Here is a 22654-nt window from a genome sequence, read left to right on the forward strand (position 1 = left end):
GCCGCCCGCCGATGACCCCACCGCCTACGCGTGCTTCTGCCGTGCCGCAAGCACTTTTGCGGGCTTAACGACGTTTGCGCTACACCGGCGCAACACCTACGTCAGACTAATATCGCACTCTTACCGTTTCGCGCTAAGGTTCAGCCACTAACGTTTCGTCAGGACATTCAAGGCAGACGAACCTATCCGCGCGACGCGGAGCCTGTACGAGGAGAAGCTATGAAGAACGTAGGCAGGTGGGCGGCGGCCGCGGTGCCCGCGGCATTGGCGTCGTTGGGATGTCAGATGGCGCACGCGCAATCCAGCGTGACGCTGTACGGCGTGGTCGACGAAAGCGTGCGCTATCTCACTCACGCCAACAAGGCGGGCGATTCGTCGATCGGACTCGGCACAGGCGGCATGACGCAAAGCCGCTGGGGGCTGAAGGGCGTCGAGGATCTCGGCGGCGGCTGGTCTACCTTCTTCAAGCTCGAAAACCGCATCTACGTCAACACCGGCCAGAGCGACCCCACACTGCCGTTTTTCAATGAAGCGCAGGTCGGCGTGCGTTCGGATTCTTATGGGCAGATCATCCTCGGCCGTCAGTACAACGTCGTGATCGAAGGTGTCACGGTGGCCGGCTATGGCAGCAATTCCTGGATCCCGTACGACTTCAGCTTTCAACCTGAAATCACCATGACGGGCGGCATCTGGACCAGCAACCAGGTGCAATATCAGGCGAGATACAACGGCTTCACGTTCGCGGCCGGCTACGCATTCGGCGGCAACGCGGGCAATGCTTATGGCAGTCAGATCGGCGCGGCCGCGGCCTATAAGCCGGAAGGCGGTCCGCTCAGCGTCGGCGGCGCGTACGAAGTGTCGAAAGATTCGGTCAACGGCGCGGCCGCGAAGACATGGACGTTTGGCGGCTCGTACACCTGGAACCTCACGCGCTTTTCCGCCGGCTATATCGTCAATCAGAACGACGCGGGCTTTTCGAATTTCGCCAACGGCCCGTTCACCGCGCCCGTGCTGGCGGCGCTCAAGTACACGGACTTTGCGCGGCGCCGCATGATCATGGGCGGCATCACGCAACAGGTCAGCAACAAGTGGCACTTCGCCGCGAACGTCTGGCGCACGCTGCAGGACGGCAAGACCGCCGCGCAGGACGGCTCAGCGTGGCAGTACCAACTGGTCGCCGACTACAACCTGTCCCGACGCACGGACGTCTATCTGGAAGGGGATTATTCGCTGTACCGCGGCGACCTGATCGGCGCGCAGTTGCAGGGCGTCAACAGCGTCGGGCTCGCGCAGAAGGGCTCGCAGATCGGCTTGATGGCAGGCGTGCGGCATCAGTTCTGAGTACTGATTCAAAGGTGGCACTCTCTGCAGCGCCGCGGGATTCCGGGTACATTGACGGTCTCGTTACCACGCAACAGGGAGTGCATCATGCGCCTGCTTCACACCATGCTCCGGGTCGGCGACCTGGACCGTTCGATTGCCTTCTACACTGAACTGCTCGGCATGAAACTGCTGCGCCGCGATGATTATCCGGACGGCAAATTCACGCTGGCATTCGTCGGTTACGAAGATGAGCGCGACGGCACCGTGCTCGAACTCACCCACAATTGGGACACGCCCTCGTACGACCTCGGCACCGGCTTCGGCCACCTCGCCGTCGAAGTGGAAGACGCCTACGCCGCCTGTGACAAGATCAAGGCACAAGGCGGTACGGTCGTGCGCGAAGCCGGCCCGATGAAACACGGCACGACCGTGATCGCTTTCGTCACGGACCCGGACGGCTACAAGATCGAGTTCATCCAGAAGAAGAAATAAGGCTGGCGGCAGGGCGAGTTCAAACAATGAATCACATTAATCCCTACTTCAAAGAACTCGACGAGATCCACGTCGAAATCGAAGCCCTGTTCGACGGTTCCGCGGACGAAGGCGCGTTGCAGCGAATCATGGCACGCTTCGCACCGCAGTTCACGCTGGTCATGACATCGGGCATCGCACTGGATCATGCCGCCGTGCGCGAGATTTTCTCGAAGCTGCGCGGCGCGCGTCCGGGCTCGCAAATCACGATCCGCGACAAGGAGATCGTCGCTGAGTATCCGTCAGGTGCGGTGGTGAAATATCGCGAGTATCAGCGCGACAAGGCCGGCAACGCGAACGTGCGGCGCTCCACGGCGGTGATGGATCTCGACGCGCACGGCAAGGTGACGTGGCGTCATCTGCAGGAAACTTTCTGCTCGGAATGAGCGGGAGTGTGTGACAAACCGGCGCTTCAGATTGAAATTGAAGCGCCGGTTTCAATGCACCAGGAAGGCCTTAAAGCGTCGGCAGCAATTCCGGCGGATGCGACTTCAGCGTTTGACGCGCTTCGCGGAATTCCGGAAATATCGATTCGACTGTTTGCCAGAAGCGCGGGCTGTGATTCATTTCCCGCAGATGCGCGAGTTCGTGCGCGACGACGTAATCGATGATGGAAAGCGGGAAGTGAATCAGCCGCCAGTTCAGGCGAATCTTGCCGTCACTCGAACAACTGCCCCAACGCGTCGCCGCTGAAGAGAGCGCGTACGCGCGATAGTTCACGCCCAGTTTTTCGGCATAAATCGCGAGACGCTCGCCGAACAGACGCTTCGCTTCACCCTGCAGCCAGCCTTGCACGCGATCCTTGATCTGCTGCGGATCCGCTTGCAAGGGCAGCGGCACTTGCAGCGCCGCATCTTCCGCGCTGAACGCGAGCGTGCCTTGCGGCGCGCCGAGTTTCACGCGCACGGGATGACCGAGATACGGCACCTCGGCGCCGTCTTTCCAATCGACCTTCGGCAATGCGCGCTGCTCGACACGCGTCTGCCACTCGATCAGCTTCGTGAAAATCCAGCGCTGCTTTTCGGTGATCGCGGTTTCGATATCGGTGAGCGTGACCCAGCGCGGCGCAGTGATCGTCAGACCGGTGCTGTCGATCGCGAAGCCGATCGAGCGGCGCGCCGAACGCTTGAGCACGTAATGGAGCGTGCGTGAGCCGATCGCGAGGCTGCGCAGCTTGCTGCCATCCGGCGCGAGGGGCACGCCCGGCTGCTGGCCGCCTGGCGAGCTCTGCGAAGCGCCCGGCGTTGGTGCGGAAGGTGAAGGGGACGACGACGTCGACCCCGGCTCGGCGAAGAGCGGGAGATCGAGTTGCCGGTTATCGAGCGCCGCAGCGGACTGTGGCGTGGGAGACTTCTGCATCGGATTCGGCTTCGCGCAAATACGCCTTCGAGGGCGTGGGCGCGTCAGATTGGTGCGGCGGCGGAACTGCTTTCCGCCGCGCGGTACGCGGTAGGATCGATGCGACGCATTTCAGCTTCGATCCACTGTTCGACGCGCGTGTTCACTTCATCGGGCGTGAGCCCCGTCGTGTCGATCGGCTTGCCGATCGACACTGTGACTATACCCGTATATTTGAGAAACGAGTTGCGAGGCCACACACGTCCTGCGTTGTGCGCGATCGGCACGACCGGCGCGCCGGTGGCCGTCGCGAAACGCGCACCGCCGGTTTTGTACTTGCCTTGCTTGCCGGTCGGCGTGCGCGTGCCTTCCGGAAACATGATGACCCAGGCGCCTTCCGCCATGCGCGCCTTGCCTTGCTTGATGACCGATTCGAACGCGTACTTGCCTTCCTTGCGATCGATATGAACCATCTTCAGCATGCCGAGCGCCCAGCCGAAGAACGGCACGTACAGCAGTTCGCGCTTGAACACGTAGCACAGCGGCCGCGGCATCAGCGCTGGAAACGCCAGCGTTTCCCAAGCTGATTGATGCTTGGAGAGCAGCACGGCGGGACCGTTGGGCAGGTTCTCGAAACCTTCGATGTGGTAGCGGATACCGTTGAGCCAACGCACCGTATGCAACGTCGCGCGGCACCAGCCGGCGGCCATCCAGTAGCGATTGTCGGCGCGCATGAACGGGAATGCGATGAAGCATGCAGTCGCGTACGGCACCGTGAACAGAACGAAGTAGATCAGCAGAAGCAAAGAACGGATGAAGCGCATCGGCGTGGTCAGTGAGGGATGGGGACGCGCGTGGCGCGCGTCACTCTTGAGCGTCGGCGAGGAAGTCGAGTGCGAATGCGCGCAGGTCGTCATGCACGATCGTGCCTTCGGGCAAGCCGCCGGCTTCGAGTGTTTTGCGGCCCTTGCCGGTCAGCACCAGATGAGTCGGATGGCCGAGCGACGCGCCCGCTTGCAGATCGCGCATGGCGTCGCCGACTACCGGCGTATGTTCCGGGGCGACCTCGAAGCGCTCGGCGATCATCTTCAGCATGCCGGGCTTCGGCTTGCGGCACTCGCAATGATCCTCCGCCGTGTGTGGGCAGAAGAACACCGCGTCGATGCGCCCGCCGACCGCCGCCGCCATGCGATGCATCTTCAGATGCATCGCGTTGAGCGCGTTCATGTCGAACAGGCCGCGGCCGATGCCCGACTGGTTGGTGGCGATCGCCACGCGATAGCCGGCCTGGTTCAGACGCGCGATGGCTTCCAGCGAACCGGGCAGAGCAACCCATTCGTCCGGCGACTTGATGAACGCGTCGGAGTCGACGTTGATCACGCCGTCGCGGTCGAGGATCACCACTTTTTTGGTTGGCATGGCGCGAGGCTCAGGCGGCGAGTCGTGAAATATCGGCGACGCAGTTCATCTGCTGATGCAGTGCGCCGAGCAAGGCCAAACGGTTGGCGCGCAATGCCGGATCTTCGGCGTTGACCATCACGTCGTTGAAGAACGTGTCGACCGGTTCGCGCAACGCGGCGAGCGCGGTCAACGCGCCCGTGTAGTCGCGCGCGGCCAGTTGCGATTGCACACGCGGCGCGACCTGTTCGAGTTGCGCATGCAGAGCTTTTTCCGCCGCTTCGACGAGCAGCGTGGCCTGCACGCCGCCGGTCGCCGCGCCTTCCGACTTCTTCAGGATGTTCGAGATGCGCTTGTTGGCCGCCGCGAGCGAGGCCGCTTCGGGCAGCGACGCGAATTCTCGCACCGCGTCCAGACGCGCGACGATGTCGTCCAGGCGCGTGGGGTTCAGCGCCAGCACCGCGTCGATTTCGCCCGGCGCGTAGCCGCGCTCGCGCAGCAGGCCGCGCAGGCGGTCCATGCTGAACTCGTAAATGGCTTGCGTCGAATCGGCGACGTTCGGCACCGCGGCGAATTGCGCGTAAGCGGTGCGCAACAGTTCGACGAGGTCGACCGGCAGTTGCTTCTCGACGAGAATGCGCAGCACGCCGAGCGCGTGACGGCGCAACGCGAACGGGTCTTTCTCGCCGGTGGGCTGCAGGCCGATGCCCCAGATGCCGACCAGCGTTTCGAGCTTGTCGGCCAGCGCGACGACAGTACCGGTCGCGGTGGTGGGCAACGCGTCGCCGGAGAAACGCGGCTGATAATGTTCCGAGCACGCGAGCGCGACTTCTTCCGGCTCGCCGTCGTGGCGCGCGTAGTACGTGCCCATCGTGCCTTGCAGCTCGGGGAATTCGCCGACCATGTCGGTGATCAGGTCGGCCTTGGCCAGACGCGCCGCGCGCTTCGCGAGCGTCACGTCGGCGCCGATCAATCCTGCGATCGCGCCGGCCAGCGCTTCGACGCGCTCCACGCGTTGCAGCGCCGAGCCCAGCTTGTTGTGATACACGACGTTCGCGAGCAGCGGCACGCGGTCCGCGAGCGGCTTCTTCTTGTCCTGCTCGAAGAAGAACTTCGCGTCGGCGAGACGCGGACGCACCACGCGTTCATTGCCTTCGACGATATCGCCCGGCGTGGACGTCTCGATGTTCGACACGATCAGGAAGCGCGAGCGCAGCTTGCCGTTCGCATCGGTCAGCGCGAAATATTTCTGGTTGGTCTGCATGGTGAGGATCAGGCATTCCTGCGGCACTTGCAGGAATTCGTCCTCGAAACGGCACGCGTAGACCACCGGCCATTCGACCAGCGACGTCACTTCGTCCAGCAGCGATTCCGGCATCACCACCTGGTCGCCGTCGGCTTGCGCGAGCAGATGCGTGCGGATGGTTTCCTTGCGGTCGGCGAAATTCGCCACTACGCGGGCTTTGTGCAGCAGCGTCTCGGCGTACGAATCCGCGTGCTGGATCTGCACGAAACCTTCGGAGAGGAAACGATGGCCGAGCGTGGTGTCGTCGGCGTCGATGCCGAGCGCGCTCACCGGCACGGTCTGTTCGCCATGCAGTGCGATCAGCCGATGCGCCGGACGCACGAATTGCACGTTGGTGCCGTCCGGGCGCTGATATGTCATGACCTTCGGGATCGGCAGCTTGGCGAGCGTTTCGTCGAGCGCACTTTGCAGGCCGTCGGCGAGCGTGGCGCCGGGCGCGGCGTAACGCAGGAAGAAGGCTTCGGCCTTGCCATCCTGTGCGCGCTCCAGGTCGTTCACCGAAAAATCGGGGAAGCCGAGCGCGGCGAGTTTCTTGGCGAGCGGCGCGGTGGGCTGGCCGTCTTTATCCAGCGCGACGGAAACCGGCAGCACTTTTTCGCGCACGTGTTTTTCCGGCGCGACCGCGCGCACGTTCTTGATCGTGACGGCGAGGCGGCGCGGCGTGGCATAACGTTCGAACGACAGTTCGCCTTCGACCAGATCGCGCGCCGCGAGGCGCTGCGCAATGCCTTCAGCGAAGGCGTCGCCGAGACGCGCGAGCGCTTTTGGCGGCAGTTCTTCGGTCAGCAGCTCGACGAGCAGGGTAGCTTGATGGGGTTGAGTCATTTCTTGATGTTCTCGTCAGTCCTGGTCGATCTTGCGTTCGACTTTCAGCGGCGGCGCCCAGGCGGGCATCGCGGCGTCCTGTTCGTCGGTCGTGAGGCCGGGCACGCCATGCACCGGATTGCCGAGCATCGGGAAGCCGAGCTTTTCGCGCGAATCGTAGTAAGCCTGCGCGACCAGCTTCGACAGCGCACGAATGCGGCCGATATACGCCGCGCGTTCCGTGACCGAGATGGCGCCGCGTGCGTCGAGCAGGTTGAACGTGTGGCCGGCCTTCAGCACCAGCTCATAGGCGGGCAGCGCGATCTGCGCTTCGATCATGCGCCTGGCTTCGGCTTCGTAGCTGTTGAAGATCGAGAACAGCAACTCGACGTTCGCGTACTCGAAGTTGTAGGTGGACTGTTCGACTTCGTTCTGGTGGTACACGTCGCCATAAGTCAGGCGACGCAGTTCCGGGCCGTTCGGGCCTTGCTCTTCCCACTCGGTCCAGACGAGGTCGTAGACGTTTTCGACCTTCTGCAAGTACATGGCGAGGCGTTCGAGCCCGTACGTAATTTCGCCGAGCACCGGCTTGCAGTCCAGACCGCCGACCTGCTGGAAGTAGGTGAACTGGGTCACTTCCATGCCGTTCAGCCACACTTCCCAGCCCAGACCCCAGGCGCCGAGCGTGGGGTTCTCCCAGTCGTCCTCGACGAAGCGCACGTCGTTCTGCTTCAGGTCGAAGCCGAGGGCTTCGAGCGAGCCAAGGTACAGGTCGAGGATGTTTTCCGGCGCCGGCTTGAGCACGACCTGGTACTGGTAGTAGTGCTGCAGACGGTTCGGGTTCTCGCCGTAGCGGCCGTCTTTCGGGCGGCGCGACGGTTGCACATACGCGGCGCGCCACGGCTCGGGGCCGACTGCGCGCAGGAAGGTGTGGACGTGGGACGTGCCCGCACCGACTTCCATGTCGATCGGCTGGAGCAACGCGCAACCCTGCTTGTCCCAGTAGGACTGCAGTGTCAGGATGATTTGCTGAAACGTGAGCATGAAGTGCCTTTCGGGCATGGGGCCACGCCGTGAGCGCCGAAGCGCGCCAGGCTGGCCGTGGAGCGAAGTGCTAAACAGGAGATTTTAACGGAAAGGGAGGGGGGTGTCCGTTTTGCGGGGTCGGACGGGAGTTCGAGTGTGCGTTAGACGACAAAGGGCCGCGTGTGGCGGCCCTGCGTCGTACCGGCTGCGTCGGCTACCGGCTCACGTCGCCGCCAGTTCCACCTTCGGCGAAAACGAATCGCTTTGCGCCACCGGCCAGTACTTCTCGAACAGCGAATAGCGATAGTTGCCCTTAAGCAGATCGTTCGGTTCGAGATACTTCAGCAGCTCCGACATCAGCCGCACCTCATGCGACGACACGCGCCGCACGATGTGATGCGCGCGTAGTTCCGCCGGATGCTTCAACCCCGCGGCCTGAATGATTTCCTTGAGCGCATGCAGCGTGTTGTGATGGAAGTTGAAGACGCGATCGGCCTTGTCCGGCACGACAAGCGCGCGCTGGCGCACCGGGTCCTGCGTCGCGACGCCGGTCGGGCAGCGCCCCGTGTGGCAAGTCTGCGCCTGGATGCAGCCGACCGCGAACATGAAGCCGCGCGCCGCGTTGACCCAATCCGCGCCGATCGCGAGCGTCTTCGTGATGTCGAACGCGGTGATCATCTTGCCGCTCGCGCCGATGCGAATACGTTGCCGCAAGCCGATGCCCACCAGCGTGTTGTGCACCAGCAGCAAGCCTTCCTGCAACGGCACGCCGACGTGATCGGTGAATTCGAGCGGCGCCGCACCCGTGCCGCCTTCCGCGCCGTCCACGACGATGAAGTCCGGCAGGATGCCCGTCTCCAGCATCGCCTTGGCAATGCCGAAGAATTCCCACGGATGCCCGATGCACAGCTTGAAGCCGGTCGGCTTGCCACCCGACAGCGTGCGCAGACGGTCGACGAATTCGAGCAGGCCGCGCGGCGTCGAGAACTCGGCGTGCGTGGCCGGCGAGATGCAGTCGCGGCCCATCGGCACGCCGCGCGTCTCCGCGATTTCCGGTGTGATCTTCGCGGCCGGCAGCACGCCGCCGTGACCCGGCTTCGCGCCTTGCGAGAGCTTCACCTCGATCATCTTCACTTGCGGCTCGGCGGCCTGCTTGGCGAATTTCTCCGCGCTGAAGGTGCCGTCGTCGTTGCGACAGCCGAAGTAACCCGAAGCGATCTCCCAGATGATGTCGCCGCCATGCTCGCGGTGATATTTCGACATCGAGCCTTCGCCGGTGTCGTGCGCGAAGTTGCCTTTCTTCGCGCCGAGGTTCAGCGCCATGATCGCGTTCGCCGACAGCGAGCCGAAGCTCATCGCCGAGACGTTGAAGATCGACATCGAATAAGGCTGCGCGCGATCCGGTCCGACGACGATGCGGAAGTCGTGATTCTCGAGCGTGGTCGGCGCGAGCGAGTGGCTGATCCATTCGTGCGCGATGGCTTTGACGTCGAGTTCGGTGCCGTACGGGCGGCTGTCGACGTCGTTCTTCGCGCGCTGATAAACGATGCTGCGCTGGGCGCGCGAGAACGGCTTTTCGTCCGTGTCGCCTTCGACGAAATACTGGCGGATTTCCGGGCGGATGAATTCGAACAGGAAACGGAAGTGGCCCCACAGCGGATAGTTGCGCAGGATCGCGTGGCGCTGTTGCGTCAGGTCGAACAGGCCGAGCGCGACCAGCGCGAGCGGCACGATGATCCAGAACCACGAAATATGATGCGTCGCGGCCAACGCCGCGCAGACGGCGAACAGCGCGGCTGCGCACCACATGGCCAGATAACGTCGAGAAAACATGGGGACTCCAGTGCAGTGAGGATCGTCACGGCGGGATCGCCAGCGCTGCCGGCGCAGACGGAATCCGCCGCGAAGGAAAACGAACGACTGCTTGTTATGGTGAAGCTAGTTGCGGCTTGAAGAGCGAACGCGTGGATGCCACGCGCGGCGCAGGTTGAAACGTGAAAGTGAAGCGGGTGCGGCGCCAGGCCGTGTTGCCGCACGAATGGACGACTGGATCAACGGGCGGTCAGCAGCGCCGCTTTTTGCGGCTCACGCGCGACCGGCTGTCCGGTGATCGCATGTTCGATGATGCCGCCGCCGAGGCACACGTCGCCATCGTAGAGCACCGCGGATTGCCCCGGTGTGACAGCCCATTGCGCCGCGTCGAAATTCAGCTCGAAGAGCCCTTCGTCCACGCCCGCCGTACTGAACGTGCACGGCGCATCCGCTTGCCGGTAACGGGTCTTCGCGCCGCACGCGAAGCCGTCCGCCGGCGGCTCGCCCGCCACCCAGCTCGTATTGCCCGCGGACAGCGTATGGCTGAGCAGCCACGAGTGATCGTGACCCTGCGCGACATACAACGTGTTCGACGGAATGTCCTTGCCGGCGACGAACCACGGCTCGCCGCTGCCGTCCTTGCTGCCGCCGAGGCCGATGCCCTTGCGCTGGCCGAACGTGTAGAACGCGAGGCCGATGTGTTCGCCGACCACTTTGCCGTCGGTGGTCTTCATCGGGCCGGGTTTGGTCGGCAGATAGCGGTTCAGGAAATCGCGGAACGGCCGTTCGCCGATAAAGCAGATACCGGTCGAGTCTTTCTTCTTCGCATTGGGCAGCGCAATCTGCTCGGCGATTTCGCGTACCCTGGTTTTCGGAATCTCGCCGAGCGGAAACAGCGTCTTCGACAACTGCGCCTGATTCAGCCGATGCAGGAAGTACGACTGATCTTTCGTATGGTCGAACGCCTTCAGCAGTTCGAAGCGGCCGTTGTTCTCGCGCACGCGCGCATAGTGGCCGGTCGCGATGGTTTCCGCGCCGAGCGACATGGCGTGGTCGAGGAAAGCCTTGAACTTGATTTCGGCGTTGCAGAGCACGTCCGGATTCGGCGTGCGGCCGGCCGAGTACTCGCGCAGGAATTCGGCGAACACGCGGTCCTTGTATTCCGAGGCGAAGTTGACCGCTTCGACGTCGATGCCGATCAGGTCCGCCACCGAGACCACGTCGATCCAGTCCTGCCGCGTCGAGCAGTACTCGCTGTCGTCATCGTCTTCCCAGTTTTTCATGAACAGGCCGACCACGTCGTAGCCCTGTTCCTTCAGCAGCCATGCGGTAACCGACGAATCGACGCCGCCCGACATGCCTACTACGACTTTCTGCTTGCTCATAAGATGCTCACTGGGTGCTGCTTGACTTCATGGATCGTGGGTTGGCCGCTCGTTGCGGCTATCTTTTTGGCCCGACCGAATGCGTGTGCACGAAGTCGAGCGGGAAACGCCGGCCCGCGAGGTAATCGTCGAGACATTGCATGACGAGCGGCGTGCGGTGCCGTTCGGGACAGGCGCGCAATTCGTCGGCGCTCATCCACAACGTGCGGACGATGTCGGGGTCGAGGGCGCGCTGCGGATCGGCTTCGCCGCCGGTGCCGCAATAGGTGAAGCGCAGATACGTGACACCCCCGGTGACACCCCCGGTCACGCCCTCACTGCCGGGCCGCTCGAAATGGGTCATGTACATGCCCACCAGCGCCTCGGGTGCGAACGGGTGGGCGGTTTCCTCGAGCGTTTCGCGGATCACCGCTTCCAACAGCGTCTCGCCCGCCTCCAGATGGCCTGCGGGCTGGTTCAGGCGCAGGCCGTCGGCCGTATGTTCCTCGACCACGAGAAAGCGCCCGTCACGCTCGACGATGGCCGCGACGGTGACGTGCGGCAGCCAGGTTTCCGGTTTCATGGGTGCGCATTTTACCGTTTATGGGCCTCGCCTGCCGGGAAGCGGGCGGCCGGCGGCGGGGGACCGGTCATGGGTGGGAGGCGCGACCGGCGGGCGGGCCGCTCGCCGGCCGCGATGTCGGCCCGGTCCGCCGGGCACCCCCGGATTGTCCCCGATTTCTGCGCACCCCCCTGTTTCGGTTAAAGTGACGCGTTAGCCGTTGCACTTGCAAGCCGGCGTGCCTCGTCGGCGCATCTGTCGTAAAACAGGAAGTCGAGGAGGAACAAGATGCACATCGGAGTGCCAGCCGAGACGCGCGCGCACGAAACCCGCGTCGCCGCGACGCCCGAAACGGTCAAGAAGTATGTGACCCAGGGCCACCGGGTCACGATCCAGAGCGGCGCCGGGACCGGCGCCAGCTTTCCTGACGATGCCTTTACGGCCGCCGGCGCGGAGATCGTCGACGCGGCGACCGCATTCGGCGCCGAACTCGTTCTCAAGGTGCAGTCGCCGACCGATGCCGAACTGCCGTTGCTTAAACGCGGCGCGACGCTCGTCGGCATGCTCGATCCGTTTAATACCGAAAACTCATCAAAGCTGGCGGCCGCGGGTGTCACCGCGTTCGCTTTGGAGGCCGCGCCGCGCACCACGCGGGCGCAGAGTCTCGATGTTTTGAGCTCGCAGGCGAACATCGCGGGCTACAAGGCGGTTTTGTTGGCCGCCACGCTCTATCCGCGCTTCATGCCGATGCTGATGACCGCTGCCGGGACTGTGAAAGCGGCCCGCGTGCTGATTCTCGGCGCGGGCGTGGCTGGTCTGCAGGCGATCGCGACCGCCAAGCGCCTGGGCGCCGTGATCGAAGCCTCCGACGTGCGTCCCGCCGTGAAGGAACAGATCGAATCGCTCGGCGCCAAGTTTCTCGACGTGCCCTACGAAACCGACGAGGAGCGCGAAGCCGCGCAGGGCGTCGGCGGTTATGCACGGCCGATGCCGCCTTCGTGGCTCACGCGGCAGTCCGCGCTGGTCCATGAACGGGCCAAACAGGCCGATGTGGTGATCTCCACCGCGCTGATTCCAGGCCGCGCCGCACCGACGCTGATCTCGGTCGAAACCGTGCAGGCGATGAAACCGGGCTCCGTGCTGGTCGACCTCGCCGCAGGCCGCGGCGCGGAGTACGAAGGCCAGCGCGGCGGCAACTGTCCGCTCACCGAAACGGACAAGGTCGTCATCAAGCACGGCGTGACGATCGTCGGCTATACGAATCTGGCCTCGATGGTGCCCGCCGACGCGTCCTCGCTCTACGCACGCAACCTGCTCGACTTCCTCAAGCTGATCATCACGAAGGAAGGCGCCCTGAACATCGATCTCGCGGACGACATCGTCGCGGCCACGCTGCTGGCCCGTGACGGCGAAGTCACGCGCAAGGCATAGAGGAGAACGGCGATGGAAGTCATCAACCACACCGTCATCAATCTGATCATCTTCGTGCTGGCGATTTATGTCGGCTACCACGTGGTCTGGAACGTCACGCCCGCGCTGCACACGCCACTGATGGCCGTGACGAATGCGATTTCGGCGATCGTGATCGTCGGCGCGATGCTCGCCGCGGGGCTGACCTTGGGCACGCCCGGCAAGTTCTTCGGCACGCTGGCCGTCGCGCTCGCGGCGGTGAACGTGTTCGGCGGATTTCTTGTGACGAGGCGAATGCTGGAGATGTTCCGCAAGAAAGAGCCGAAGAAGCTCATCGCTGACAAGACGGCCAAGGAGAACGCGTAATGAGTCTGAACGTCGTCACGCTGCTTTATCTGGTTGCGTCGGTCTGCTTCATTCAGGCGCTCAAGGGGCTGTCGAATCCGAAGACGGCGCGCATCGGCAACACCTTCGGCATGGCGGGGATGGCGATCGCGATCCTCACGACCATCGCGCTGATCGTCAAACAGGCTAACGGGCTCGGCTCGAATCTTGGCCTCGGGCTCGGCCTGCTGCTGGTCGCGCTGGTGATCGGCGGCGCGGTCGGCGCGTTCGTCGCCGCACGCGTCGAGATGACCAAGATGCCGGAACTGGTCGCGGCGATGCACTCGCTGATCGGTCTCGCCGCCGTGTGCATCGCGTATGCGGTGGTGTCGGAGCCGTCCGCGTTCGGGCTCGTCGATCCGGAGAACACGGCGCCGGGCTTCCTGCCTTACGGTAATCGCGTCGAACTGTTCATCGGCACGTTCGTCGGCGCGATCACGTTCTCGGGTTCAGTGATCGCGTTCGGCAAATTGTCGGGCAAGTACAAGTTCCGGCTCTTTCAGGGCGCGCCGGTCGTCTATGCCGGACAGCATCTGATCAACCTGCTGCTCGCGCTGGCGATGCTCGGCTTCGGCGTGATCTTCTTCCTCACGCAGGCGTGGCTGCCGTTCATCATCATGACGCTGATCGCGTTCGTGCTCGGCGTGCTGATCATCATTCCGATCGGCGGCGCGGATATGCCAGTGGTTGTGTCGATGCTCAATTCGTACTCGGGCTGGGCGGCGGCGGGCATCGGCTTCTCGCTGAACAATCCGATGCTGATCATCGCGGGTTCGCTGGTCGGTTCGTCCGGTGCGATTCTGTCGTACATCATGTGCCGGGCGATGAACCGCTCGTTCTTCAACGTGATTCTCGGTGGCTTCGGTAACGAGGCCGGCGCGGCGGCGGCGGGTGGGTCGGCGGAACAGCGTCCGGTGAAATCGGGTTCGGCCGACGATGCGTCGTTCATGCTTGGCAATGCGGAAACCGTGGTGATCGTGCCGGGTTATGGTCTGGCGGTGGCGCGTGCGCAGCACGCATTGAAGGAACTCACCGACAAGCTGGTCGAGAAGGGCATCGAGGTGAAATACGCGATTCACCCGGTGGCCGGACGGATGCCGGGGCATATGAACGTGCTGCTCGCGGAAGCCGAAGTGCCATACGACATGGTCTACGAAATGGACGACATCAACGGCGAATTCGGTCAGGTCGACGTGGTGCTGGTGCTCGGCGCGAACGACGTGGTGAATCCGGCCGCGAAGAACGATCCGAAGTCGCCGATCGCGGGCATGCCGATCATCGAGGCGTACAAGGCGCGCACGGTGATCGTGAACAAGCGTTCGATGGCAGCGGGTTACGCCGGTCTCGACAACGACCTGTTCTACATGGACAAGACGATGATGGTGTTCGGCGACGCGAAGAAAGTGATCGAGGACATGGTGAAGGCCGTGGAATAAGCCTGCCTGGAAGGAACGAGATCGCGGTTCGCCTCGCATCGGCTAACCGCGATCCTCACTCACTTCGGCTTCGCATTCACATGCCGCAACAGGTCCGCGAGCCGCCTGCCTTCCTGATCCGGATACTGTTCGAGCACCTGAAGATTCTGGATCTTCTCCAGCCCGAAATTGCGGAAATCGCTCCGTAATTCACACCACGCACCAAGCGTCCAGCGCGCGCCCCAATAGGCGAGGGCGAGCGGCCAGACACGGCGTTCGGTCGCCGCGCCATTCACATCGACGTAGGCAAAGCTCACCACATGTCGCGTGTCGATCGCGCGGTGCAGCGCGTCCAGTTGCGCGGAAAAATCCCCTTTGATGTGAAACGACGGCGCGAAGACCGCGAGCCTTTCCAGCGTCGCGCGCTTGTCGGCGGGCATGGCCGAGGCGATCTTGGCAAGCGCTCCGCGCGCGCCGCCCGCGAAGCTCGCGCCGCCCCACGATTCGAGCATGCGGGCGCCCGCGGCGAGCGCGGCCAGTTCATCGGCGGTGAAAGTAAGCGGCGGCAAACTCGCCGCGCGGCTTAGACGGTAGCCGATGCCGGCCTCGCCTTCGATCGGCACCCCTGACAGTTGCAGATCGCGCACGTCCCGATAGACCGTGCGCAGCGAGATATGCAGCCAGTCGGCGAGTTGCTGCGCGGTGGTCAGACGCCGTCCGCGCAGCAGTTCGGCGATCTGGAACAGGCGGTCGGCGCGGCGCGTCATCGTGGGCGTCTTGTAGAAGAGGACGGGGACAGTCCCGCGATGATAGCGCCGCATGCCGCGCTCCGGTCGGCGTTCGTGCGCGGTGCTCGCCGGCCACCGCGCGCGAGCGCTGTGTTGCGTTTAACCGTTGGTCCGCGAATGCAGGCCGAGGCGGTTGCCTTCCGTATCGGTGAAGAACGCGATATAGCCGATGTCCTGCGGCAGTTTGATCACCGGGCCGTCGGTCTTGCCGCCGGCTTGCTCGACGCGCGCGAGGGTGGCGTCGACGGTCGGTTGCGCGTTCAGATAGACGAGCACGCCGTCGTCGGTCGGGGTCATCGACGGGCTGTGGACGATCGCGCCGCCGGTGGCCGGCTCCTCGTAGCCGAACACGGCGATCGGCTGGCCGCCGACTTCCTGGACATTCAATTTGACGTCGAGCGCCGCTTCATAGAAACGGACGGCGCGATCGAAATCGACGGACGGAATCTCGAACCATGCAACAACTTTGGATGATGCGGACATGTCACTCTCCTGTGGATGGCGGGTAAGCCGTGCAAAGCGCCGGATGGCGTGAGAAGGAGTGTGCAGGGGTGCTACTGACAGCGTGGTGTCAGTAGGAGGTGGCAGGAGCGATGAAAGGGGTGGTGAAAAAACGGACGGCCCGCGGGCCGCAGGCGAAAAAAAACCGCGGAGCCAGTCCGCGGTTTTCGTCGCCATACTGCCTGTCAGACGCAGCGCGCCTCAAGCCGCCGGCGTATCGCTCTGCGGCCGCTGCCGCACGCTGCCCGCGATCAGATCGAAGCGGAACAGACGGCATTCGAGCGCGCCGTTGAAGAGCGGCGTCTTGGTCGATTCACGCAGGCGCAACTGGCCCGGCAGCTTGCGATCCGATGTCAGGATGAACGCGTGCCAGCCGGTGAAACGCTGCTTGAGCGCGTCGCCGAGCGACTGGAAAAACTCGCTGTCCGGCGCTTCTTCCTGGACGCGGCGAAAGCCCTCGTCTTCGCGGCTGTCACGATTGCCGCGGCCTTCGCGAAGCTCGCCGCGAGCATTGCGCCCGCGCACTTCGATCCGTTCGCCATACGGCGGATTGGCGACGAGGATGCCCGCTGCGGACGTCGGCGGCGTCATGCCGCGCGCGTCGACCTGTTTGAGGGCAATCGTCGGCAAGCCGGCGCGCTGGAAGTTGGCGCGCGCCTTGTCGAGCATGTCGCCGGAAATATCGCTGCCGAAGATTTGCAGATCGGCGCGCGAACTACGCGCGGCGTGCTTCGCGTCGAGCGCGGCGGCCTTGAGCGTTTGCCAGGTTTTGGCTTCGTATTGCTTGAGCTTCTCGAAGCCGAAGCGGCGTTCCGCGCCCGGCGCGATATTCAGCGCCACTTGCGCGGCTTCCGCGAGGAACGTGCCGCTGCCGCACATCGGGTCGTACAGCGGCGTGCCGGCGGTCCAGCCGGTCAGACGCAGAATGCCCGCGGCCAGATTCTCGCGCAGCGGCGCCGCGCCCTTGTCGAGGCGCCAGCCGCGCTTGAAGAGCGGATCGCCCGAGGTGTCGAGATACAGCGTGCAGTCGGTGGCGGTGAGAAAGGCGAACACGCGCACGTCGGGCATGGCAGTGTCGATACTCGGACGCGCGCCGCTGACTTCGCGCAGACGATCGCAGATGGCGTCCTTGACGCGCAGCGTCGTGAATTCCAGGCTGCGCAGTGGCGATTTGATCGCCGTGACGTCCACGCGCAGCGTTTCGTTTGCCGAGAACCATTGTTCCCAACGCTGTTCGACTGCGAGCGCATAAATGTCCTGCTCGCTGCGATACGGGCGATGCGCGATTTTTAGCAGCACGCGGCTTGCGAGACGCGAATACAGGTTGGCGGCCATGCCGGCGGCCCAGCCTCCGCGGAAATGCACGCCGCCCGGCACTTGTGCGCCGGCCGTGAACGGCGCGCCGTTCAGGTGGTTGGCGGCAATTTCGGCGAGTTCAGCCGCAAGCGAGGCTTCAAGGCCGCGTGGGCAAGGGAGGAAGAAATCGAAGGACATTGAGGTTGCCGGAAGGCGATTGGGTAAGGGCGTATTGTACGCGGTCGGGGTGGGGGGTTATGCGAGGGTGTCTGCGTGGCGCTTTTGGGGTGTTGGCCTTTCCTTGCTTTGTTAGTGGTCTATTAGCGTAGCCCCTGTGCGGGGCGGGACCACTAACAAAGCAAGGAAAGGCCAACACCCGAAGAACACCCAAAAGCGCCGCAGGCAAAAACCGGCACCACCTTCACGCCTTCAAATACTGCTCCCGCGCGCCAAGCCAGCGCGCCAAATGCTGCATCACCACCTCGGGATACTTCTCAAGCAAAACCGCCGCAGCCTCCCGCGCAGGCTCAATCAACCACTGATCATTCTGAAGGTCGGCAAACCTGAGCATCGCCGCCCCCGACTGCCGCGCCCCCAAAAACTCCCCCGGCCCACGAATCTCAAGATCCCGTCTGGCGATCTCAAACCCATCGGTCGTCTCCCGCATGGTCTGAAGCCGCGCCCGCGCAGTCATCGACAAAGGCCCGGTATAAAGCAGCACGCAAACCGAAGCCGCACTCCCACGCCCCACGCGCCCGCGCAACTGATGCAACTGCGCAAGCCCAAACCGCTCAGCATGCTCGATCACCATCAACGACGCGTTCGGCACATCGACACCCACCTCGATCACCGTCGTCGCCACCAGCAACTGCACCTCGTTGCGAGTAAACGCATCCATCACAGCGGCTTTTTCAGCCGGAGCAAGACGCCCATGCACAAGACCGACATTCAGCTCGGGCAACGCGGCCACCAGCGTCTCATACGTCTCGACCGCGGTCTGCAACTGCAACGTCTCGCTTTCCTCGATCAACGGACACACCCAGTACACCTGGCGTCCCGTCAACGCGGCCTCGCGCACGCGCCCGATCACCTCCTCGCGCCGCGCGTCGGACACCAGCTTGGTCAGGATCGGCGTGCGCCCAGGCGGCAATTCATCGATGGTCGAGACGTCGAGATCGGCGTAATACGTCATCGCGAGCGTGCGCGGAATCGGCGTCGCGGACATCATCAATTGATGCGGCTGGAAGTCGCTTGCGCCGTCAGCGGCGTTCTGCGCCTTGGCGCGCAGCGCGAGCCGCTGCGCCACGCCGAAGCGGTGCTGTTCGTCGACGATCACGAGTCCAAGACGCGCGAACTCCACCGCGTCCTGAATGATCGCGTGGGTGCCGATCACGAGTTGCGCCGTGCCGAGCGCGGCGGCTTCGATCGCGGCGCGCTTTTCCTTGGTCTTCAGACTGCCGGCCAGCCACGCGACGCTCACGCCGAGCGGCTCCAGCCAGCCGCGCAATTTACGCGCGTGCTGTTCGGCGAGGATTTCGGTCGGCGCCATGAGCGCGGCCTGGTAGCCGGCGTCGATGGCCTGTGCCGCGGCCAGCGCGGCGACGATCGTCTTGCCGCTGCCGACGTCGCCCTGCAAGAGCCGCTGCATCGGATGAGGCTGGGTCAGATCGAGCGCGATCTCGCCGCCGACGCGCTCCTGCGCCGCCGTCAGCGAAAACGGCAGCGCCTTCAGCAAGCGCGCCACCAGCGCGGATTCGTCGCCCAGCTTGCGGCGCGGCATGGCCGGTGCCGCGCGCGTGCGGCGTTCGTCGTGCGCGCGCTTGAGCGACATCTGCTGCGCGAGCAATTCCTCGAACTTGATACGCACCCAGGCCGGATGCGTGCCGTCGATCAACGCGGTCTCATCGGACTGCGCACCCGGATGATGCAAAGTCCGCACGGCGTCCATCAGCGACGGCACGCCGAGCGGCTCCATGAACGTCCGCGCGACCGCTTCGGGCAACAACTCCGGCAACGATGTGCGCGACAGTGCGTTATCGATCGATTTGCGCAAATACGCCTGCGTCACGCCCGCGGTGCTCGGATACACCGGCGTCAACGCCTGCGGCAGCGGCGTGTCTTCGTCGACCACGCGCACGGCCGGATGCACCATCTCCATGCCGAAGAAACCGCCGCGCACGTCGCCGCGCACTCGCAGCCGCGCGCCGATCGCCATCTGCTTGACCTGCGAGCCGTAGAAATTCAGAAAGCGCAGCACGAGTTCGTCGCCGGCATCGTCGCGCAGCCTCACCAACAATTGACGGCGCGGACGATAGGCGATCTCGTTGTCGAACACCACGCCTTCGGTTTGCGCAATGCCGCCCGGCAGCAGATGCCCGATGGGCGTCAGCGAGGTTTCATCCTCGTAGCGCATGGGAAGATGCAGCACCAGGTCGATGTCGCGTGTGAGGCCGAGTTTGGCGAGCTTGTCGGCGGTTTTTTCCGCAGGTTTGGCCGCGGGCTTCGTGGAGGATTTCGCGGCGGCCTTGGGCGCGCCCTTGCCGGCGGGTTTGTCGCCGAATATGTCGGCAGGCTTGTTGCCGGATGAGTCGCCCGCTGTGCCAGCGGGCTTATCAGCCGGTGCGCCGCTTTCAGGAACGGCCGTTTCGTGATCCAGCGCCACGCCCGCGCCTGCTTCGCTCGCCGCCGCCGCCTTGCCGCGCGAGACGCGGCGCTTGGGCTCGGCGCTCACTTCATCGGTAGCGGAGGGCAATCGGCGGTCGGACAAAGACATGGGCTGCTTCGCAAGTACAATATCGGCTGTCAAAGGGTTCGGCGCCATACAGCGCGCGGGCTCGCGGGCCGCTCTGGCGTCCCGCAATCATAGCCGCCCGGCTCCGGCTTCGGCTCAATTCCGTTTCATTTCGCTTCCAGTCGTTCGCATGTTGACGCTTTCCGATTTCGATTTCGATCTGCCTCCCGAGCTGATCGCGCAAGTCGCGCTGCCCGAGCGCAGCGCCAGCCGCCTGCTCGAGGTGGATCACCCGGCCGACGCCGCCGGCCCGGCGCGCCTGATCGACCGCCGCTTTGCCGAGTTGCCCGAATGCATCGCGGCCGGCGATCTGCTGGTCTTCAACGATACCAAAGTCTTGAAGGCGCGCTTCCTCGGCCAGAAGGCCAGTGGCGGCAAGATCGAGGTGCTGGTAGAGCGCCTCACGGGTGAGCACACGGCGCTCGCGCAGATCCGCGCGAGCAAGAGGCCGCAGCCAGGCACCACGATCCGGCTGGCGGATGCCTTCGACGTCACGGTCGGCGAACGCGTCGAGCCGTTCTACACGCTGCATTTCCCCGGCGACTGTCTGACGCTGATCGAGCAGTTCGGCCGTCTGCCGTTGCCGCCGTACATCGAGCACGATCCCGATGCGACCGACGAAACCCGCTACCAGACGGTGTTCGCGCAGAATCCGGGCGCGGTCGCCGCGCCCACGGCCGGCCTGCATTTCGATGACGCGCTGCTGGCCCGCCTCGACGCCAAAGGCGTGGAACGCGCGACGCTGACGCTGCATGTCGGCGCAGGCACGTTCCAGCCGGTGCGGGTTGAAAATCTCGCCGAACACAAGATGCACAGCGAGTGGTATCACCTGCCGCAGGCGCTCGCCGACAAGATCGCGGCGACGCGCGCGCGCGGCAACCGCGTGATCGCGGTGGGCACGACCTCGATGCGCGCGCTCGAAGCCGCCGCGCGCGACGCCGAAGCCGCGGGCCGACCGCTTGCCGCCGCCAGCACGGAAACCGACATCTTCATCACGCCGGGATATAAATTCCGCGTGGTCGACCGGCTCGTCACCAATTTCCATCTGCCGAAGTCGACGCTGCTGATGCTCGTGTCGGCCTTCGCGGGGGTCGAGACGATTCGCGAGGCGTATCGCCATGCGATCGAGCAGCGTTACCGCTTCTTCAGTTATGGCGACGCGATGCTGCTCACGCGGCGCGACGCTTGAAGTCAGATAGGCCTTCAGTTTTTGCAGTTCCTCAAGCCGCCGCGAGCCCTTCCGGCGGCGTTTCAACATTGCGCCGGACTGTTCTCCGGTAGCACAGGAGTTTTTTCATGACCGACGGTCATCAGTCGCCAGACGCGACTTTCGAGCGCCCTGACAACGGCCTCAATTTCGAACTGCTCGGGGTCGACGGCCAGGCCCGCCGCGGCCGCGTCACGCTGAATCATGGCGTGGTGGAAACGCCGATCTTCATGCCGGTCGGCACCTACGGCACCGTGAAGGCCGTGCAGCCGCGCGAGCTGGAGGAAATGCACGCGCAGATCATCCTCGGCAACACTTTCCACCTGTGGCTGCGCCCCGGTCTGGAAACGATCGAGGCGCACGGCGGCCTGCACGGCTTCATGGGCTGGAAGAAACCGATTCTGACCGACTCGGGCGGCTTCCAGGTGTTCTCGCTCGGCGATCTGCGCAAGATCACCGAAGATGGCGTCACGTTCGCGTCGCCGATCAACGGCGACAAGCTTTTCCTGTCGCCTGAAGTGTCGATGCAGATCCAGAAAGTCCTGAACTCGGACATCGTCATGCAGTTCGACGAATGCACGCCGTACGCGACCAACAACGTGCCGACCTCGCACAAGGAAGCGGCCGATTCGATGCGCATGTCGATGCGCTGGGCGCAGCGCTCGATCGACGAATTCAGGCGGTTGGGCAATCCGAACGCGCTGTTCGGCATCGTTCAGGGCGGCATGTTCGAAGACCTGCGCGAGGAGTCGCTGGCGGCCCTCGCGGAGAAGGATTTCCACGGTCTGGCGATCGGCGGCCTGTCGGTCGGCGAACCGAAGGAAGACATGATGCGGGTGCTGAACCACATCGGCCCGAAGCTGCCGGCCAACAAGCCGCACTACCTGATGGGCGTCGGCACGCCGGAAGATCTGGTGGCGGGCGTCGCCTCCGGCGTCGACATGTTCGACTGCGTGATGCCGACCCGCAATGCGCGCAACGGCTGGCTCTTCACGCGTTTCGGCGACGTCAAGATCCGCAACGCCGCGCATAAGAATTCGCTGCGCCCGCTCGACGAGCAATGCGGCTGCTACACCTGCCGAAATTTCACTCGCGGCTACCTGCATCATCTGCATCGTGTAGGGGAAATCCTCGGTGCGCAGTTGAACACGATCCACAACCTGCACTACTACCTCGAACTGATGCAGGAAATCCGCGACGCGATCGACGCGAAAATGTTCGAGGCCTTCCGCAAACGCTTTCACGAGAACCGCGCGCGCGGCACCGCCGAGGCGCCATGACGGCGCGGGGCAATGGATTCAGCCGAAGAATCCGTCCGCCTCGCAAGGAAAACCTTACAATCAACTTTCGCGGACGGCGAAAAAGGCTTTAAACGGTTGATCGCAAAGCCGATTCGCC

The 22654-nt window shown here is 64.0% G+C and carries 20 protein-coding genes; 8 read left to right on the forward strand and 12 right to left on the reverse strand.

Features of this window, described 5'->3' with window-relative positions:
- Nucleotides 1-219 precede the first annotated feature (219 nt).
- The 3 genes from PQR42_RS30660 (at nt 220) to PQR42_RS30670 (ending at nt 2240) form a co-directional block, all read left to right on the forward strand.
- Nucleotides 220-1341, forward strand: coding sequence for a porin (locus PQR42_RS30660; protein WP_408392727.1), 1122 nt, complete (start codon nt 220-222; stop codon nt 1339-1341).
- 87 nt (nt 1342-1428) lie between these two features.
- Nucleotides 1429-1815 (forward strand): lactoylglutathione lyase, encoded by a 387-nt coding sequence (gene gloA / locus PQR42_RS30665; protein WP_408219820.1) that lies wholly within the window; start codon nt 1429-1431, stop codon nt 1813-1815.
- Between the two features lie 26 nt (nt 1816-1841).
- Nucleotides 1842-2240 (forward strand): hypothetical protein, encoded by a 399-nt coding sequence (locus PQR42_RS30670; protein ID WP_408219823.1) that lies wholly within the window; start codon nt 1842-1844, stop codon nt 2238-2240.
- 70 nt (nt 2241-2310) lie between these two features.
- Here PQR42_RS30670 and PQR42_RS30675 read toward each other — a convergent pair whose 3' ends face one another.
- The 8 genes from PQR42_RS30675 to PQR42_RS30710 form a co-directional block, all read right to left on the reverse strand.
- Nucleotides 2311-3213, reverse strand: coding sequence for a M48 family metallopeptidase (locus tag PQR42_RS30675; RefSeq protein WP_408392730.1), 903 nt, complete (start codon nt 3211-3213; stop codon nt 2311-2313).
- A gap of 44 nt (nt 3214-3257) precedes the next feature.
- Nucleotides 3258-4016 carry a lysophospholipid acyltransferase family protein gene (locus tag PQR42_RS30680; protein ID WP_408219847.1) on the reverse strand — a complete coding sequence of 253 codons (759 nt, stop codon included), beginning with the start codon at nt 4014-4016 and terminating at the stop codon, nt 3258-3260.
- 40 nt (nt 4017-4056) lie between these two features.
- Nucleotides 4057-4611, reverse strand: a complete 555-nt coding sequence (gmhB, locus tag PQR42_RS30685) for a D-glycero-beta-D-manno-heptose 1,7-bisphosphate 7-phosphatase (protein ID WP_408219828.1) — start codon at nt 4609-4611, stop codon at nt 4057-4059.
- Between the two features lie 10 nt (nt 4612-4621).
- Nucleotides 4622-6721, reverse strand: a complete 2100-nt coding sequence (gene glyS, locus PQR42_RS30690) for a glycine--tRNA ligase subunit beta (protein WP_408392733.1) — start codon at nt 6719-6721, stop codon at nt 4622-4624.
- A 15-nt stretch (nt 6722-6736) separates the two neighbouring features.
- Nucleotides 6737-7744 carry a glycine--tRNA ligase subunit alpha gene (gene glyQ / locus PQR42_RS30695; RefSeq protein WP_310815264.1) on the reverse strand — a complete coding sequence of 336 codons (1008 nt, stop codon included), beginning with the start codon at nt 7742-7744 and terminating at the stop codon, nt 6737-6739.
- Nucleotides 7745-7948: 204 nt separating this feature from the next.
- Nucleotides 7949-9559, reverse strand: coding sequence for an FMN-binding glutamate synthase family protein (locus PQR42_RS30700; protein ID WP_408392736.1), 1611 nt, complete (start codon nt 9557-9559; stop codon nt 7949-7951).
- Nucleotides 9560-9777: 218 nt separating this feature from the next.
- Complete coding sequence (mnmA, locus tag PQR42_RS30705) at nt 9778-10923, reverse strand: tRNA 2-thiouridine(34) synthase MnmA (RefSeq protein ID WP_408392739.1); 1146 nt, start codon at nt 10921-10923, stop codon at nt 9778-9780.
- Between the two features lie 58 nt (nt 10924-10981).
- Nucleotides 10982-11485, reverse strand: a complete 504-nt coding sequence (locus PQR42_RS30710; protein ID WP_408219838.1) for an NUDIX hydrolase — start codon at nt 11483-11485, stop codon at nt 10982-10984.
- Nucleotides 11486-11752: 267 nt separating this feature from the next.
- On the opposite strand from PQR42_RS30710, the gene PQR42_RS30715 reads away from it, so the two are divergent.
- Genes PQR42_RS30715 through PQR42_RS30725 form a run of 3 tightly spaced genes read left to right on the forward strand, consistent with a single transcriptional unit; the run spans nt 11753 to nt 14694 of the window.
- Complete coding sequence (locus tag PQR42_RS30715; RefSeq protein WP_408443748.1) at nt 11753-12895, forward strand: Re/Si-specific NAD(P)(+) transhydrogenase subunit alpha; 1143 nt, start codon at nt 11753-11755, stop codon at nt 12893-12895.
- A 12-nt stretch (nt 12896-12907) separates the two neighbouring features.
- Complete coding sequence (locus PQR42_RS30720; RefSeq protein ID WP_074763055.1) at nt 12908-13240, forward strand: NAD(P) transhydrogenase subunit alpha part 2; 333 nt, start codon at nt 12908-12910, stop codon at nt 13238-13240.
- Nucleotides 13240-14694: an NAD(P)(+) transhydrogenase (Re/Si-specific) subunit beta gene (locus PQR42_RS30725; protein WP_408443751.1), complete on the forward strand. Its 1455-nt coding sequence runs from the start codon at nt 13240-13242 to the stop codon at nt 14692-14694. Before PQR42_RS30720 ends, PQR42_RS30725 begins: the two co-directional genes overlap by 1 nt.
- Before the next feature lie 59 nt (nt 14695-14753).
- On the opposite strand, the gene PQR42_RS30730 is transcribed toward PQR42_RS30725, so the two are convergent.
- From PQR42_RS30730 to recG, 4 genes are all read right to left on the reverse strand, one after another.
- The gene (locus PQR42_RS30730; protein WP_408390070.1) at nt 14754-15494 is read right to left on the reverse strand and encodes a helix-turn-helix transcriptional regulator; all 741 of its coding nucleotides are present in this window, start codon (nt 15492-15494) and stop codon (nt 14754-14756) included.
- Between the two features lie 66 nt (nt 15495-15560).
- On the reverse strand, nt 15561-15944 hold the full coding sequence (locus PQR42_RS30735; protein ID WP_408178339.1) for a VOC family protein: 384 nt from the start codon (nt 15942-15944) through the stop codon (nt 15561-15563).
- Between the two features lie 219 nt (nt 15945-16163).
- Nucleotides 16164-17456 carry a THUMP domain-containing class I SAM-dependent RNA methyltransferase gene (locus tag PQR42_RS30740; protein ID WP_408216970.1) on the reverse strand — a complete coding sequence of 431 codons (1293 nt, stop codon included), beginning with the start codon at nt 17454-17456 and terminating at the stop codon, nt 16164-16166.
- Between the two features lie 223 nt (nt 17457-17679).
- Nucleotides 17680-20031, reverse strand: coding sequence for an ATP-dependent DNA helicase RecG (gene recG / locus PQR42_RS30745; protein WP_408390072.1), 2352 nt, complete (start codon nt 20029-20031; stop codon nt 17680-17682).
- A gap of 148 nt (nt 20032-20179) precedes the next feature.
- On the opposite strand from recG, the gene queA reads away from it, so the two are divergent.
- A complete protein-coding gene (queA, locus tag PQR42_RS30750; protein WP_408390075.1) occupies nt 20180-21238 on the forward strand; it encodes a tRNA preQ1(34) S-adenosylmethionine ribosyltransferase-isomerase QueA in 1059 nt (352 codons plus the stop codon).
- Nucleotides 21239-21345: 107 nt separating this feature from the next.
- Complete coding sequence (gene tgt / locus PQR42_RS30755; RefSeq protein WP_408390078.1) at nt 21346-22536, forward strand: tRNA guanosine(34) transglycosylase Tgt; 1191 nt, start codon at nt 21346-21348, stop codon at nt 22534-22536.
- Nucleotides 22537-22654: the final 118 nt, after the last annotated feature.

It is taken from the genome of Paraburkholderia sediminicola (assembly GCF_046027355.1).
Lineage (GTDB): Bacteria > Pseudomonadota > Gammaproteobacteria > Burkholderiales > Burkholderiaceae > Paraburkholderia > Paraburkholderia sediminicola_B.